This is a genomic window from Gordonia malaquae (assembly GCF_037148075.1).
Lineage (GTDB): Bacteria > Actinomycetota > Actinomycetes > Mycobacteriales > Mycobacteriaceae > Gordonia > Gordonia malaquae.
Genome location: NZ_JBBCUB010000002.1, coordinates 819,130 through 834,839, shown reverse-complemented (window position 1 = coordinate 834,839; position 15,710 = coordinate 819,130). Strand labels below are relative to the sequence as shown.

Below are 15,710 nucleotides of genomic sequence, written 5' to 3'. Positions count from 1 at the left end.
CACTGTGACGACCGATAGGATGGCCGATGAACCATGCCCACTCTTCCGGCCTGTTGTGACAGCCGAAGTGTCGTGAGCATGTCCGCAATCGCAGTAACCCTGATGCTAGGAGTCGAAACCGGTGGCCGGTGAATTCATTTACACGATGAAGCAGGTGCGCAAGGCGCACGGCGACAAGGTGATCCTCGACAACGTCACCATGAGCTTCTACCCGGGCGCCAAGATCGGCGTCGTCGGACCGAACGGCGCGGGCAAGTCGTCGATCCTCAAGATCATGGCCGGACTCGACCAGCCGTCGAACGGCGAGGCGTTCCTCGACCCGGAGGCGACTGTCGGCATCCTCATGCAGGAGCCGGCGCTCAACGAGGAGAAGACCGTCAAGGAGAACGTCGAGGAGGGCCTCGGCGAGGTCAAGGTCAAGCTCGACCGCTTCAACGAGATCGCCGAGCTCATGGCGACCGACTACTCCGACGAGCTCATGGAGGAGATGGGCAAGTTGCAGGAGTACCTCGACCACGCCGACGCGTGGGACGTCGACTCGCAGCTCGAGCAGGCGATGGACGCTCTGCGCTGTCCGCCCGGAGACCAGCCCGTCACTCATCTGTCCGGCGGTGAGCGCCGCCGCGTGGCGCTGTGCAAGCTGCTGCTGAGCAAGCCCGACCTGCTGCTCCTGGACGAGCCGACCAACCACCTGGACGCAGAGTCGGTCCTGTGGCTGGAGCAGTTCCTCGCGAGCTACGCGGGCGCCGTCCTGGCCGTCACGCACGACCGCTACTTCCTCGATCACGTCGCGCAGTGGATCTGTGAGGTCGACCGCGGCAAGCTGCACCCGTACGAGGGCAACTACTCGACGTACCTCGAGAAGAAGGCCGAGCGGCTCGAAGTCCAGGGCAAGAAGGATCAGAAGCTGCAGAAGCGCCTCAAGGAGGAGCTCGAGTGGGTCCGGTCGGGTGCCAAGGCACGCCAGACCAAGAACAAGGCCCGTCTGGCCCGCTACGAGGAGATGGCGGCCGAGGCCGAGAAGCACCGCAAGCTCGACTTCGAGGAGATCCAGATCCCGACGCCGCCTCGTCTGGGCAACGTCGTCGTCGAGGTCGACAACCTCGACAAGGGCTTCGACGGCCGCGTCCTCATCAAGGACCTGTCGTTCACGCTGCCGCGCAACGGCATCGTCGGCGTCATCGGTCCCAACGGTGTCGGCAAGACGACCCTGTTCAAGACCATCGTCGGCCTGGAGGAGCCCGACTCGGGCAGCGTGAAGGTCGGCGAGACCGTCAAGCTGAGCTACGTCGACCAGAACCGCGCGAACATCGACCCGAAGAAGTCGGTGTGGGAGGTCGTCTCCGACGGGCTGGACTTCATCGAGGTCGGCCAGAACGAGATGCCGTCGCGTGCGTACGTCAGCGCTTTCGGCTTCAAGGGCCCGGATCAGCAGAAGCCGTCCGAGGTGCTGTCCGGTGGTGAGCGCAACCGCCTCAACCTCGCACTGACGCTCAAAGAGGGCGGAAACCTGATCCTGCTCGATGAGCCGACCAACGACCTCGACGTCGAGACCCTGAGCTCGCTGGAGAACGCTCTCCAGCAGTTCCCCGGCTGCGCCGTCGTGATCTCGCACGACCGCTGGTTCCTCGACCGGACCTGTACCCACATCCTGGCGTGGGAGGGCAACGTCAACGAAGGCCAGTGGTTCTGGTTCGAGGGCAACTTCGAGGCTTACGAGGCGAACAAGGTGGAGCGTCTGGGCGCCGACGCGGCACGCCCGCACCGGGTGACTCACCGCAAGCTGACGCGCGACTGACAACACCGTCGACGAGCCGGTTCGGAACGTGAAGTTCCGGACCGGCTCGTGTCGTCTGCGGGGTCGGTGCGTCGGACTCGCAGACCATTCCGCCTGATACCTGCGGGTAACACGGTTGCGCCCGTAGGCTCGTCGCAGCACGAGAGGAAGGGCGTGGAGGAAGTGGCCGACTTGGCGGAGCGCTATGGCGCGGACGTCCATGACCTGGCGAAGGCCCAGGTCGACAGTCAGTTCGATCGGCACCGGGCGGTCGGTGCGGTCAGACCGCCGGGACAGGCCCGAGTCGCCGCGACCCGTATCGCAGGCGGGACGATCGAACTGCAGGTGGTGGTCGACGACGTGCCTCTGCTCGTCGAATCGATCCTCACCGTGGTGGGAGCCGCCGGGCACTCCGTGATCCGAATCGACCACCCGGCGCTCACCGTCACCCGCGACACAGAGGGGCGTCTCGCGGCGTCCGGCGGCGACGTCGCCGAATCGTGGATCAACGTCGCGATCGCCTCAGCGCCTGACGCCGACCTCGACGCACTCGTCCGCGCGGTGACCGCGGCACTGTCTCGGGCGGCGTCAGTCCGTGACGACACGATCATGATGCGAGAACGCATCGCAGAAGTGATTGCGGCACTCGCCGACTCCGACGCTGATCTCGAAGACGTCCGCCTGCTCGAATGGCTCGCCGCGCGCGCCAACTTCGTCGGACTCGGATACCGGGCGGCGGGCCTCGACGCCGAAGCCGGGGAAGCACTCGGCGTATGGCGCGACCCCGACACACCACGACCGTCACCGGCCGCCGTCGGCGTCGCCGTCGACCGGGTGTGGCTCCCGACCGGAGTGCTCCGCAGCACGTTCCCCGTTCTCGTCCGCGCCGCTGTCGGCGATGTGGAGCACCAGTTCGTCGGCCTGATCACCTCCACCGGGCTCTATCAGTCGGTCCGCGACATCCCGGGTGTCCGAGCCAAGGTGCGCACGGTCCTCGATGGCCTCGCGCTCGACGACGACTCGTACGACGGCCTCGCAGCCATCGAACTCCTCCAGACGTTCCCACTCGTCGAACTGATGGCGAGCGACGCCGACGACCTCACCGGGAGGATCGGTGAACTGCTCGACGCGCAGGCAGGCCGCACCCCGCGGTTCCAGGTTCGCGCAGGACTCGACGGGCACACCGTGACCGCGCTGGTCTTCATGCCCCGCGAGGCCTACTCGACGGCTGTCCGCACACGTGTCATCGACATCATCAAACGGGCGCACGGCGGCGACGAGACCGACTTCACCACCCGCATCTCGAACTCGCCGCTGGCTCAGCTGCAAGTGCTCATGCACGTCGGCGAGGCCACCACGCTCGCCGACGCCGCGGGCGCATCGTGCCGCGCGCAGCTGGCCGACGCCGTCCGGACGTGGGACGACCACATCCGAGACAGAGTGTCCGACGACGCGTCGCTCCGACTTCTCGGCACCGTCGCCGAGCGGTATCGCGACGAACGTGACCCCGCCGATGCGGCCGCCGACCTGCCGATCGCGGCGGGTTTGGAGTCCGGTGATCTCCATGTCGCCGTCGAGACCCCGGACTCCGACGCCTGGACCTTCACGCTGTACCTCTGCGATCGCCAGGCCGCGCTCACCGATGTGCTGCCGATGCTGCAGAGCCTCGGGCTCACAGTCGACGACGAACATCCTCACGTCATCGACCGACCCGACGGATCCCGAGTCTGGATCTACGAGTTCACCGTCCAACCAGCCCCCGGCGTCGACGTGGAACGCACCCCTGATCTGCCCGACCGTGTCGCGGACGCCTTCCGCCGGATGTGGCGCGGCGAGGCGGACATCGACGGTCTCGGCGAACTCGTCCTTCGAGCAGGACTGTCGGCGCGGTGGGTCGCGATGCTCCGCACCTACGCCCGCTACCTCGGCCAGTGCGGATTCGGGTACACCCTCGCGCACATCGCGACCGTCCTGGGCGAGCACCGTGACGCGACGGCTGCCCTCGTCGACCTGTTCGAGGCGTCGTTCGACCCCGACACCGCAGACGTTCAGCGGCGCGTCGAGGCGTCCGAACGCCTGGACCGGCATATCGCAGGCATCCTCAGCCTCGACGCCGACCGGGTGGTGTCAGCTCTCGCAGCGACTGTCCGGGCCACCCTGCGCACCACCTTCTACATCGACGCCGACGGCTGGACCCGGCCGACGATCGCAGTGAAGCTCAGCACCGGTGATCTCGCGCACGCGCCCGCGCCGCGCCCCAAGTACGAGATCTTCGTGCACTCGCCCCTCGTCGAAGGCGTGCATCTCCGGTTCGGTGACGTCTCGCGCGGAGGCCTGCGCTGGTCCGACCGGTTGGAGGACTTCCGCACCGAGATCCTCGGTCTGGTGAAGGCGCAGGCGGTGAAGAACGCCGTGATCGTGCCGGTCGGCGCCAAGGGCGGATTCGTCGTGCGACGGGGACCGGCTACCCGCGACGAGGGCATCGAGTGCTACCGGGCGTTCATCGCGTCACTCCTGCAGCTCACAGACGATCTCGACACCGCGACCGGTGCGGTCCTGCACCCGCCGCGCGTCGTGCGGCGCGACGGCGACGATCCCTACCTCGTCGTCGCGGCCGACAAGGGCACCGCGTCGTTCTCCGACATCGCGAACAGCGTGTCCGCACACTACGACTTCTGGCTCGGTGACGCATTCGCGTCCGGCGGGTCCGTCGGATACGACCACAAGGCGATGGGCATCACCGCCCGCGGTGCGTGGGAGAGCGTGAAGCGACACTTCTGGGAGATGGGCGTCGACGTCCAGACACAAGACTTCACCGCAGTCGGCGTGGGCGACATGAGCGGCGATGTGTTCGGCAACGGCATGCTCGCCTCCCGGCACACGCGACTGGTCGCGGCATTCGACCACCGCCACGTCTTCGTCGACCCGAACCCCGACGCGGCGTCGTCGTACGTCGAGCGTGAACGACTGTTCCGGCTGCCACGATCGTCGTGGGCCGACTACAACACCTCGCTGATCTCCGCGGGCGGCGGCGTGTGGCCGCGCGACGTGAAGTCGATCCCGATCAGCCCTGCGATGCGGTCGGCGCTCGGCCTGGCCGACGATGTGACCGAACTGTCTCCGCCGGAACTGCTGCGCAGTGTGCTGCTGGCGCCCGTCGATCTGCTGTTCAACGGCGGTATCGGCACCTATGTCAAGGCGTCGGACGAAGCCGACGCCGAAGTCGGCGACAAGGCCAACGATCCGATCCGAGTGACCGGCTCGCAGCTTCGTGTGAAGGTGGTCGGCGAGGGCGGCAACCTCGGCGTCACCGAACACGGACGCATCGAGGCCGACCTGTCGGGAGTTCGGATCAACAGTGACGCACTGGACAACTCCGCCGGCGTCGACTGCTCCGATCACGAGGTGAACATCAAGGTCCTGCTCGACTCGCAGATCGCCTCGGGCGCTCTCGACGCGGACGATCGTGTGAGCTTCCTCGAGTCGATGACCGACGACGTCGCCGCGCTCGTCCTCGCCGACAACATCGCACAGAACGCCGAACTCGGCGTCGCGCGCGGTACGGCTGTCGATGATGTCGAACTGCACGCCCGAATCCTGACCGAACTGGCCGAGGCGGGCGTCGACCTGGCTCTGGAGGCGTTGCCGACGCCGACCAAGCTCCGCGCGCGGCGTGCGGGTGAGCTCGGTCGAGGCCTCACCAGCCCCGAGCTGGCCACGGTGATGGCGCACGTCAAACTGCTCACCAAAGGCAGGCTGCTCGCCTCGAACCTGCCGGACAACGACCTGTTCATTCCGATGGCCGCCGCGTACTTCCCGGAGCCTGTCCGCGACCGGTTCGCCGACGGGATCGCGGGTCACCGGCTTCGTCGCGAGATCGTCACCACCTGCCTGGTGAACCAGATCGTCGACGACGGCGGCATCGCGCATCTGTTGACGATCGCCGAGTCGACCGGAGCCGACACCGGTGAGGGCGCTCGCGGCTTCGTCGTGTCCAACGACGTGTTCGGGCTCAGCGCGCTGATCGGCTCGATCCGCGGCAGGCGGATCCCGGCCGCGACCGGCGACGCGATGACCTCTCGAGTGAGGCGTCTGTTGGCGACGTCGTCCCGGTGGCTGCTGGCACACCGCCCGCAGCCGCTCGCCATCGCGGCCGAGGCCACTCGGTACAACGACGTGTCGGTGCTCGCCCCGAGGCTGGGGGAATGGCTGCGGCGCGCGAGCGCCGACGCCGTCGAGGCGACCTCCTCCGAGTACACCGCCGCGGGCGTGGACGCGGAGCTGGCTCGGGTCGTCGCCGAGGTCCCGTACCGGGTCCACTTGCTCGACGTCCACGACCTCGCCGAGATCGAGGACCGTGATCCAGACGAGGTCGGCGACCTGTTGTTCGCGGTACTCGACCACTTCGGGATCGACCGTCTGATCGCGGCGGTCGACGGGTTGCCGCACGGTGACCGGTGGGACCTGCTCGCCAGGGTGGCGTTGCACGACGACCTGCTCGCCGTGCTGCGCGGCCTCACCGGATCGATTCTGGCGATGAGCGAACCCGACGAGACATCGGAGCAGAAGATCTCCGAATGGTCGTCCGCGCGCACGGCCCTTCTGCAGCGCGCGAGAGGGACTCTCGAGGAGCTGACGGCGGCCGACAGTTGGGACATCGCCACGCTGTCGGTTGCGGTTCGGGCGTTGCGTAGTGTGATCGGGTAGGAGCGGCTGGTCCGACGGCCGCCGACGATGAAGGGGGCCGCCGGAATGACCGACCCGATTGCAGTGACCGATGCCGAACGTCGATTGTTCGACGACGGTGGACGACGCACCGACTCCGGGTACGTCGTCTCGGTACCAGTCCGATGGTCGGACATGGACGTCTACCAGCACATCAACCATGCGCGCATGGTGACGCTGCTCGAAGAGGCCCGCATCCCGTGGCTGTTCTACGACGACAAACCGACCGTGCTGCTGCGCAAGGGCTGCCTCGTCGCCGACCTGCACGTGAAGTACCAGGGACAGATCAGGCACGACGAGTCGCCGATCTCGGTGACCATGCATGTCGAGCGACTTCGTGCGGTGGACTTCACCGTCGGGTACGAGGTGCGGCCCCGTGGAGCGGACCTCGACTCGAAGCCTGCCGTCGTCGCATCGACCCAGCTCGTGTCGTTCGACATCGACACCCAGCGTCCTCGGAGGATGACGGCCGAGGAGAAGGCGTACCTCGCGTCCTTCCAGCGGTCGTGACGATGTCCACACGCGGCGTCGCACCGCACCGGGACTCCGATCGGGCCGATCTCGCAGCATTCGTATCTCGTGCACGACGCGTCGACGACTCGGGCGTGCTGCGCATTCACGCTCGTCCCGACTCCCGTGTGGGACTCTGGGTCCGCACCGGCTTCGACGTTCTGGCGACCCGATCGATCTTCGGCTCCGTCGAGCCGGGCGACGTGATCGCCGACGCCGTCGTCATGTCGTCGGCCCTTGCCGCGGGCGACGCGGTGATCGGTGTGGGTGCGCCGCCGACGATCGCCTGGCAGGGCGCACTTCCCGGCGCCAACGGTTTCGTCCAGGTGGACGATGTCCCTGCGCGTGACGTCATCGACCTCGCTCGTCGCGGAGCAGGGGTGGCGCGCGACGAGTCGGGAGCGCTCGGGCCCGCCTCGTCACTGCTCGACCAGAAGGTCCTGTCCGTCGTCGAGGGCGATCTGAGTGTCGACGTCACGATGAGAGCGGTGTTCGCGCTGACGGCGATGGGATTCGTCCGCGATGCCGTCGGCCGGGAGATCACCTCCGAATCGCCGCTCGACGCGATCGCGCCGGACGAACCGGTCCGTGTCCGCGCATCAGGCGCGTGGGTTCGCATCGACGCCCGTTTCGGGTCCGTCTATCAACGACGCTCGTCGCTGAATCTCAACGTCTCCTAGGACTCTCAGACGAGCCAGGCGGCGGTGTTCGGCGGGAGGAGACCCGCGTCGAGGGGAGTGCTGACGAGGAGAACCTGCCCCGGAGGCAGGGGGACGGGGACGTCGGAGGCGTTGAGCGCGCAGATCAGTCCGCCGGGACGACGGAACGCGATGCAGCCGTCCGGGGCGCCGTACCACTCGACGGTGTCGCCGGAGAACTCCGGCCGGTTGTACCGCAGCTCAAGCGCTTGCCGGTAGAGCGACAGCGTCGAGAAGATGTCTTCCAGCTGGGCTTCGACAGTCAGCGACGCCCATTCCGCCGGAATCGGCAGCCAGGTGTCGGCGCTGGAACTGAAGCCGAACGGCGGCTCGGTTCCCTCCCACGGCAGGGGGACGCGGCACTCGTCGCGTCCGCGGTCGGTGTGGCCCGAGTTCTCCCACACCGGGTCGACCAGCGCGTCGTCGGGCAGGTCGGCGTTCGGGAGGCCGAGCTCGGCGCCGTTGTAGATGAACACGGTGCCGGGCAGAGCGAGTTCCACAAGCGCCATCGCTCGCGCGCGCAGTTCGCCGATCCCGGTGTCCCCGGCGGGCGCGTACCTCGACACCTCACGCGGCACGTCGTGATTCGACAGCGTCCACGTCGGTGTCGCGCCGACGAGGTCGGTAGCCGCCAATGACGATGCGATGGCCTCACGGATCTGGTCGCCGTCGAAGTCGACGGTCGCGAGACGGAAATTGAATCCGAGGTGCAGCTCGTCGGGGCGGACGTACTTAGCGAACGCCTCGTTCGACTCGACCCACACCTCGCCGACGTTGAACGTGCCCGGATAGTCGTCCATCACGGCGCGGATCGCGCGGTGGATCGCATGCACACCCTCGCGGTTGAAGCGGGGGTCGTCGTCGGTGTGCTTGAGGATCTCCGACGGATGTTCCATGTCGGGGAGGCCTTCGGGTTTCGCCATCCCGTGGGACACATCGATCCGGAAGCCGCCGACACCGCGGTCGAGCCAGAAGCGCATCGTGGTGCGCAGGTCCTCGAGGACTTCGAGGTTGTCCCAGTTCAGGTCGGGCTGCTGCGGTGCGAACAGGTGCATGTACCACTGGCCAGGCGTGCCGTCGGGTTCAGTGATCCGACTCCAGGCCGGGCCGCCGAAGACGCTCGTCCAGTTGTTCGGCGGGAGGGACCCGTCGTCGCCGAGACCGTCGCGGAAGATGTATCGCGCACGTTCACGGCTGCCGGGTCCGGCGGCCAGCGCAGCGGTGAACCATGCGTGCTGATCGCTCGTGTGGTTGGGGACGAGATCCATGGTGACGCGGATGTCGCGGTCGTGAGCCTCACGCACCAGCCGGTCGAACACGGAGAGGTCGCCGAACAGTGGATCGATGTCCCGCGGGTCTGACACGTCGTAGCCGTGATCGGCCATGGGCGACCGCATGATCGGCGACAGCCAGATCGCGTCGACGCCCAACAACTCGAGATAGCCGAGCTTGTCGATGACGCCGGCGAGATCGCCGACTCCGTCACCGTTCAGGTCCGAGAACGATCGCGGATACACCTGATAGACCACGGCGGACCGCCACCAGTCATCGGCCGGTCCCGAATTGCTCACGTACTGTTCGCTCACGTACGCGATTGTTTCACAGTCAGATGGGGCTGTTGATCAACGAATCGGCCGCCATCTCCATGTATGCGAGGAGTCGGGCCCGATGGTCGTCGTCGAGGACGTCCGATTCGACGGTTCCGATCGCGATCCGCATGCATCGCAGCCACGCGTCACGCTCGAGGGGACCGACCTTGTACGGGACGTGGCGCATGCGCAGTCGGGGGTGACCGCGTTCGTCCGAGTAGGTGTGCGGTCCGCCCCAGTACTGCTCGAGGAACATGCGGAGGCGCCTCTCGGCTGGTCCGAGGTCCTCCTCGGGGTACATCGGGCGCAGAATCTCGTCGGACGCGACCTCCGCATAGAACGCTGCGGTGATCCGCTCGAACGTCGCGTGGCCGCCGACCTCGTCGTAAAAGGTGCTCACGACGCCCATTGTCCATGACGGGAGTCGTCTGCGACGTCGATGGCCGTCGTCTACGACGCTGCGTAGGCCCTATCGCGACACCGGTCGGAGCCGTGAGCTAAATTAGTCAACGATGACCTGCACCTGGCGGGTCGTGTGCGCTCAACTCCAGGCGCGAGTCGAAAGGGTGGGGTGTGGACCAGCTCATAGTTCCCGTCGGTGTGACGGTCACCGCGCTGTGCGTGCTCTCAGTGATTCTCTGTGTCGTCGCGATGGCCTTCTCCTGGGGCGTCAAGCGTCCCGAGGTCAAGGAATACACGCTCGACCAGCGGTGGGACCGCGGACCTGCGTTGTTCACCGCGACCGACATCGATCCGATGACTCTCGCCCGGCACACCGAGCCCGGCGACACCGAGGGAGGTTCCGCAAGTGGCAAGTGGTGACATCGCGCACGTCGATCCGGCGTCGCTCCCGATCGGTTCGGCCGTCACGTCCAGCGGTCGCGTGTCCGCGGCCCTCTACCCGGGCCAGGGTTTCGGCACCCCGCCGCTGAGCCAGGATGACCTGATCCTGCTCGACGACACGCTCAAGGAGACCAGCGAAGTGGCCCGCGTGCGCTTCTCGGTCTTCATCGGCGATCTCGGCTCCGACGTCGTCGCAGGTGCGCGTGCCGCGCTCGCGAAAGCGCCCGAGCCCTACAACGGCGCGCTCCTCGCCGTCTCTCCGAACTCGCGCGACGTTGTTGTGGTGTCGGGATCGGACGTCGCGGGTCGTGTCAACGATCGTGTCGCCGAACTCGGTGTCTCGGCAGCTCTCTCGGCGTTCAAGCAGGGTGAGCTCGTCGACGGACTCGTCTCTGCGCTGCGCGTGATGGCCACCGCCGTCGCCCGCCCCTGATCTGACCTGTTCTACGCCAAGGACCCCGGCCCGACGGCCGGGGTCCTTTGCTGTTCTACTCGTTCCTACTGCTCGTTGAGCCGCGTCCGAGGCGCTAGCCGAGGCCGCGTGTCGAAGCGTGCCACGCCGCAAGCAGAATCACGGCGTGCACCGCGTGTACGACCGCGAACGGGCGGCGCGGGTCCAGAGGACGTCGTCGCCGACGTCGACGCCCTCGGCGACGAGTGATCGTTTGAGGATCTTGTTGGTCGCGGTGGCGGGAAGGTCCGCGGCGACCCGGACGTACCGGGGCCATGCTTTCGGCGACAGGTCGTCCTGGTCGGCCAGGAAGCGGCCGAACTGGTCCGGCGACAGCTCAGCGTCGTCACGCAGGACCACTGCCGCCATCACTTCGTCGCCGACCGAGTCGGGTTCCCGCGCCGGGTACACGGCGACACGACTGATCGCGTCCAACCGCATCAGGATCCGTTCGATCGGACCCGCGGTGAGGTTCTCGCCGTCCACCCGCAGCCAGTCCGACGTCCGGCCCGCGAGATAGAGGTAACCGTCGGCGTCCTCGTAGGCGAGATCACCGGACCAGTACATGCCGCCGCGCATCCGTTCGGCGTTCGCTTCGGCGTTGTTGTAGTAGCCGGAGAAGAATCCGGCGCCCGTGGTGTTCACGAGCTCGCCTATCGCCTCGTCCGGGTTGATCAACACGTGGTGCTCGTCGAACTCGGCCGTCGCGCATCTGCGTGCGGTGTCGGAGTTGTACACGGCGACACCTTCGAGACCTCGACCGATCGAACCGGGAGGGGTCGTCTCGTCGCGGGTGATGATGACGGCGTTCTCGGTCGAACCGAACGCGTCCATGACGTGGGTGCCGAACCGTCGGGCGAATTCGGTGATGTCGCGTTCGGAGCCCTCGTTTCCGAAGGCGACGCGTAGCGGGTTGTCGGCGTCGTCCGGGCGAGGCGCGGTTGCCAGCACATACGACAGCGGCTTGCCGACGTAGTTCATGTACGTGACGCCGTAGCGGCGGAGGTCGTCGACGAAACGCGTCGCCGAGAACCGAGCCGGCACAAGCGTTCCACCTGCGTTGAGGGCTGGGGAGAAGCCGCCCGCGATGGCGTTCGAATGGAAGAGCGGCATCGACAGGTAGAACACGTCGTCGCCCGTCAGGTCAAAACGCTGCGCGAGGTTGCTGCCCGCGAACAACACCATCAGATGCGACACGAGGACGGCTTTCGGTTCACCGCTGGTGCCCGAGGTGAAGATCATCATGAACGGGTCTGTCATCTCGACAGTTCGGACCGGTGTCAGATCCCGTGCAGAGTCGACTTCGGCGGACCACGACCGTGAATCGACGTCGATCACGATGACTCCCGGCAGGTCGAGCCCGTCGAGGAGCGGTCGATGCTCGGCGTCGACGAGTAGCACCTGCGCGTCCGAGCGTGCGACGTCGCCCGCGAGCGCCGCGCCCCGCCTGGTGTTGTTGACGCCGCACAGTACGTACCCGCCCGCTGCAGCGGCTGCCAACGCCACGAGCATGTCGGGTGTGTTTCCGAGGAGGGCGGCGACGTGCGGAGGCCGCGCCGGGTCGAGGCGGCCGATCACGGCAGCAGCGTGCCGCCGCGCGCGGCCGATGTAGTCGGGCCACGACCACTCGACAAGAACGCCGGTGTCGGCGTGCGTGAAACGCACTGCGACACCGGCGGTCTCGGCTCGTTCAGCAATCAATTCCTGGACAGTCTGCGCCATATGGCGCATTGTGGCACAGGTCTCAGTCGGTGGACTCCGCATCGAATGAACGGGCCCGCATCGCACGCGCCGCCGAGTCTCGGCCCTCCAGAATCAGTCGCCGCAGTGCCGCGGGCAGGTCGGTCGCGAGCAACGCGTCCGCTGCGGCGAGCGCCGAGTCGGAGAGATCCCAGCTCGGGTAGAGGCCGATGACTACGGTCTGTGCGACTTCACTCGTGCGTCGTGCCCACAGGCCTTCGACCTCGCTGAAGTAGCGGTTCGTGTACGGCGCGAGGAGTTCAGTCTGGCCGGGACGGGCCAGACCTTCGACGATCGACCGGACGGTGACGTTGGCGATCGAGTCGTCGTCGAACGCGGTGGTCCACGCGGTCTCCTTGGCCTCGGTGGTCGGCAGCGCGGCGCGCGCGGCCGCCGCGTGACGCGCACCGGCCGCGGTGTTGTCGCGGTCGGCTTCGGCGCTGATCTCGTCGAGGCCGATCGTGCCGTGCGTCGCGAGGGCCTTGACGAGCCGCCAGCGGAACTCGTCGTCGACGACGAGACCGGTCAGGCCGTGTGCCGCGGGATCGTCTCCGGCGAGCAGACCTTGGAGCACGGACTGCTGGTCATCGGTCGTCACTCCGGCGAGCAGCGTGTTCACAAACGCCAACTGATGATCCGAGCCGGCCTCCGCTCCGCGGGCGAGTTCCAGGAGACGGTCGGCGAACTGCGGCCAGCCGGTGGAAGTGGCCCACCCCGTCTCGGCGTACGACTCCAGGGCCGTCGTCGCCTGCAGCAGCACACGCTGCACCACGCCGACCTCCGATTCGGCGGCGATTCCGCGGCTCACCAGTTCGACGAAGTCGCGCGCGGACATCTCCGCCTGGCGGGTCATCTCCCATGCCGCGGACCAGACCAGGGTCCGGGGCATCGGGTCGTCGATGGCGCCAATGCGGGCGGTCGCGGTTGCCAACGACTCCGGGTCCAGACGCACGGACGCGTACGTCAGATCGTCGTCGTTCAGGAGGATCAGCTCTCCGCGGTGCTTGCCGACGAGCTCGGGAACCTCCGTGCGCGGACCTTCGACGTCGAGTTCGACCGACTCGGTGCGGACGAGCTTGCCCCTCGACTCCGCTCGGGGATCGGATGACGCCGAGGCGTACACGCCGATCCGCATGCGGTGGACGCGGGTCTCGCCCGCGCCGGGAGCCGCGCCGTCCTGCAGCACGGCGAACGAGGTGATGACACCGTCCGAGTCGACCTCGATGTCGGGGCGCATCACGTTGATGCCGGTGGTCTTGAGCCACTGGTCTCCCCAGTCCGACAGGTCGCGCCCCGACGCCTTCTCGAGTGCGCCGAGCAGATCCGCGAACGTCGCGTTGCCGAATCGGTGAGCGGCGAAGTAGTCGCGCAGGCCCGCCAGGAACGGTTCGAGGCCCACGTACGCGACGAGTTGCTTGAGGACCGATGCGCCCTTCGCGTAGGTGATGCCGTCGAAGTTCACCTCGACGGCGGCGATGTCGGGGATGTCGGCGGCGATCGGGTGGGTCGACGGCAGCTGGTCCTGGCGGTACGCCCACGACTTCTCGACGTTGGCGAACGTGGTCCAGGCGTTGGTGTATTCGGTGGCCTCCACCTGGGACAGGACGGAAGCGAACGTCGCGAACGACTCGTTGAGCCACAGGTCGTCCCACCAGGTCATGGTGACGAGGTCGCCGAACCACATGTGCGCCATCTCGTGCAGCACGGTCTCGGCGCGACGTTCGTACAGGTAGCGAGTGACGCGCGAACGGAAGACGTAGTCCTCCAGGAAGGTGACGGCGCCCGCGTTCTCCATCGCGCCCGCGTTGAACTCGGGGACGAACAGCTGGTCGTACTTGCCGAACGCGTACGGCACGCCGAACACTCGGTGGTAGAAGCCGAAGCCCTGCTTGGTCTCGGTGAACAGGCGCTCGGCATCCATGTGTTCGGCGAGTGAGGCACGGCAGAACAGACCGAGTGGAATGGTGCCGTGTTCGTCGGTGTATTCGTCGGTCCACGTGGCGTACGGTCCGGCGATCAGCGCGACGAGGTAGGTGCTCATCACCTCGGTGGTGACGAACCGGTGGACGAGTGCGCCCGATTCGGTCGATGCGGGTGTGCCGTCCGGCGCCCCGTTGGAGATGACCTTCCAGTCGGCCGGCGCCGTGACCGTCGTCGTGTAGCGGGCCTTCAGGTCGGGCTGATCGAAGCAGGCGAACATGCGCTTCGCGTCGGCCGTCTCGAACTGCGAGTACAGGTACACCGCGCCGTCTGCCGGGTCGACGAAGCGATGCAGCCCCTCACCTGTGTTGGAGTACGCGCACTCGGCGACCACGGTCAGCGTGTTCTGCTCGGCGAGGTCGGGGAGTGCCAGGCCGACGGACTCGTCGAAGTCGGTGACGTCGAGCGCAACGCCGTTCAACGTGGCCGAGACCAGGGTCGGGGCGACGAGGTCGATGAACGTCGACGCACCCGCCGTCGCACGGAAGGTGACAGTCGAGGTGGAGGAGAACCGTTCCTCGCCCGGGGCTCCGGACCCGTCGGTCAGGTCGAGGTCGACGACGTACTCGTCGACGGCGAGAAGGGCTGCGCGCTGCTGCGCCTGGTCACGTGTCAGATTCGGTGCGCTCACGCGACCATCGTACTGACGAGGACGGGAATGCGACCGGTGCCGCGGTGGTTGAATGCAGGCATGGCTGATAACGATCGTGTTGACTTCTGGATCGACCCCTTCTGCCCGTGGTGCTGGATCACGTCACGCTGGATCCTCGAGGCCGCGCAGGTCCGCGAGCTCGACGTGAACTTCCACATTATGAGTCTGGCCGTCTTGAACGAGGGCAAGGACATCCCCGACGGCTACCGCGAGATGCTGAAGGACGCATGGCAGCCGGTCCGTGTGCTCGCCGCGGCTCAGGCGCGTCACGGTGACGACGTCCTCGCACCTCTGTACACGGCGATGGGCACCCAGCTTCACAACAACGGGAACCGCGACATCCCGGCGATGATCGCGACCTCACTCGCTGAGGCGGGTCTGGAAGCCGATCTGGCGGACGCCGCGCACAGCGAGGAGTTCGACGCCGCCATCCGTACCAGTCACCATGCGGGCATGGACAAGGTCGGCGACGACGTCGGCACCCCCACGATCCACGTCAACGGCATCGCGTTCTTCGGGCCCGTCCTGTCCCGCATCCCGCGTGGCGAGGACGCCGGTCGGGTGTGGGACGGCGTCGTCGCACTAGCGTCGTACCCGCACTTCTTCGAACTCAAGCGATCCCGCCACGAAGACCCGCAGTTCGACTGACCTCGGGCCTTTCGACTCGCTCCGCTCGCTCAAGGAGCAGTGGACGCGGGCGGCGTTTACTGCTCCTTGAGCGAGCGAAGCGAGTCGAAAGGTCGGT

The 15,710-nt window shown here is 67.1% G+C and carries 11 protein-coding genes; 7 read left to right on the top strand and 4 right to left on the bottom strand.

The window, feature by feature from the left end; genetic code table 11:
* Nucleotides 1–121: 121 nt before the first annotated feature.
* The 4 genes from ettA (at nt 122) to WFK36_RS11000 (ending at nt 7,692) form a co-directional block, all read left to right on the top strand.
* Nucleotides 122–1,798 (top strand): energy-dependent translational throttle protein EttA, encoded by a 1,677-nt coding sequence (ettA, locus tag WFK36_RS11015; protein ID WP_008378333.1) that lies wholly within the window; start codon nt 122–124, stop codon nt 1,796–1,798.
* 153 nt (nt 1,799–1,951) lie between these two features.
* Nucleotides 1,952–6,484 (top strand): NAD-glutamate dehydrogenase, encoded by a 4,533-nt coding sequence (locus tag WFK36_RS11010; RefSeq protein ID WP_336791662.1) that lies wholly within the window; start codon nt 1,952–1,954, stop codon nt 6,482–6,484.
* A 45-nt stretch (nt 6,485–6,529) separates the two neighbouring features.
* A complete protein-coding gene (locus WFK36_RS11005) occupies nt 6,530–7,012 on the top strand; it encodes an acyl-CoA thioesterase (RefSeq protein WP_008378335.1) in 483 nt (160 codons plus the stop codon).
* 2 nt (nt 7,013–7,014) lie between these two features.
* Nucleotides 7,015–7,692, top strand: coding sequence for a DUF8185 domain-containing protein (locus WFK36_RS11000; RefSeq protein WP_336791659.1), 678 nt, complete (start codon nt 7,015–7,017; stop codon nt 7,690–7,692).
* Nucleotides 7,693–7,697: 5 nt separating this feature from the next.
* Here the strand turns inward: WFK36_RS11000 and WFK36_RS10995 are convergent, their stop codons facing one another.
* Both WFK36_RS10995 and WFK36_RS10990 read right to left on the bottom strand, forming a co-directional pair.
* The gene (locus WFK36_RS10995; protein ID WP_336791658.1) at nt 7,698–9,296 is read right to left on the bottom strand and encodes a glycoside hydrolase family 13 protein; all 1,599 of its coding nucleotides are present in this window, start codon (nt 9,294–9,296) and stop codon (nt 7,698–7,700) included.
* Nucleotides 9,297–9,315: 19 nt separating this feature from the next.
* The gene (locus WFK36_RS10990) at nt 9,316–9,708 is read right to left on the bottom strand and encodes a globin (RefSeq protein ID WP_008378338.1); all 393 of its coding nucleotides are present in this window, start codon (nt 9,706–9,708) and stop codon (nt 9,316–9,318) included.
* 164 nt (nt 9,709–9,872) lie between these two features.
* Here WFK36_RS10990 and ctaJ point away from each other — a divergent pair, with 164 nt between their 5' ends.
* Complete coding sequence (gene ctaJ / locus WFK36_RS10985; protein WP_008378339.1) at nt 9,873–10,121, top strand: aa3-type cytochrome oxidase subunit CtaJ; 249 nt, start codon at nt 9,873–9,875, stop codon at nt 10,119–10,121.
* Nucleotides 10,108–10,575: a DUF5130 family protein gene (locus WFK36_RS10980; protein WP_008378340.1), complete on the top strand. Its 468-nt coding sequence runs from the start codon at nt 10,108–10,110 to the stop codon at nt 10,573–10,575. The genes ctaJ and WFK36_RS10980 overlap by 14 nt, the downstream gene beginning before the upstream one ends.
* A 138-nt stretch (nt 10,576–10,713) precedes the next feature.
* Here WFK36_RS10980 and fadD1 read toward each other — a convergent pair whose 3' ends face one another.
* Together fadD1 and pepN are read right to left on the bottom strand one after the other, a co-directional pair.
* Nucleotides 10,714–12,315, bottom strand: a complete 1,602-nt coding sequence (gene fadD1, locus WFK36_RS10975) for a fatty-acid--CoA ligase FadD1 (protein ID WP_336791657.1) — start codon at nt 12,313–12,315, stop codon at nt 10,714–10,716.
* Between the two features lie 22 nt (nt 12,316–12,337).
* Complete coding sequence (pepN, locus tag WFK36_RS10970) at nt 12,338–14,944, bottom strand: aminopeptidase N (protein ID WP_336791656.1); 2,607 nt, start codon at nt 14,942–14,944, stop codon at nt 12,338–12,340.
* 60 nt (nt 14,945–15,004) lie between these two features.
* Between pepN and WFK36_RS10965 the strand changes: the two genes are divergently transcribed.
* The gene (locus WFK36_RS10965; RefSeq protein ID WP_336791654.1) at nt 15,005–15,613 is read left to right on the top strand and encodes a mycothiol-dependent nitroreductase Rv2466c family protein; all 609 of its coding nucleotides are present in this window, start codon (nt 15,005–15,007) and stop codon (nt 15,611–15,613) included.
* The last annotated feature ends 97 nt before the right edge of the window (nt 15,614–15,710 follow it).

What these genes read in the sequence shown, in the direction of transcription:
- WFK36_RS11005 (WP_008378335.1), top strand. Translation starts at nt 6,530, where the DNA reads ATGACCGACCCGATTGCAGTGACCGATGCCGAACGTCGATTGTTCGAC.
- WFK36_RS11000 (WP_336791659.1), top strand. Translation starts at nt 7,015, where the DNA reads ATGTCCACACGCGGCGTCGCACCGCACCGGGACTCCGATCGGGCCGAT.
- WFK36_RS10990 (WP_008378338.1), bottom strand. Translation starts at nt 9,708, where the DNA reads ATGGGCGTCGTGAGCACCTTTTACGACGAGGTCGGCGGCCACGCGACG.
- fadD1 (WP_336791657.1), bottom strand. Translation starts at nt 12,315, where the DNA reads ATGGCGCAGACTGTCCAGGAATTGATTGCTGAACGAGCCGAGACCGCC.
- WFK36_RS10965 (WP_336791654.1), top strand. Translation starts at nt 15,005, where the DNA reads ATGGCTGATAACGATCGTGTTGACTTCTGGATCGACCCCTTCTGCCCG.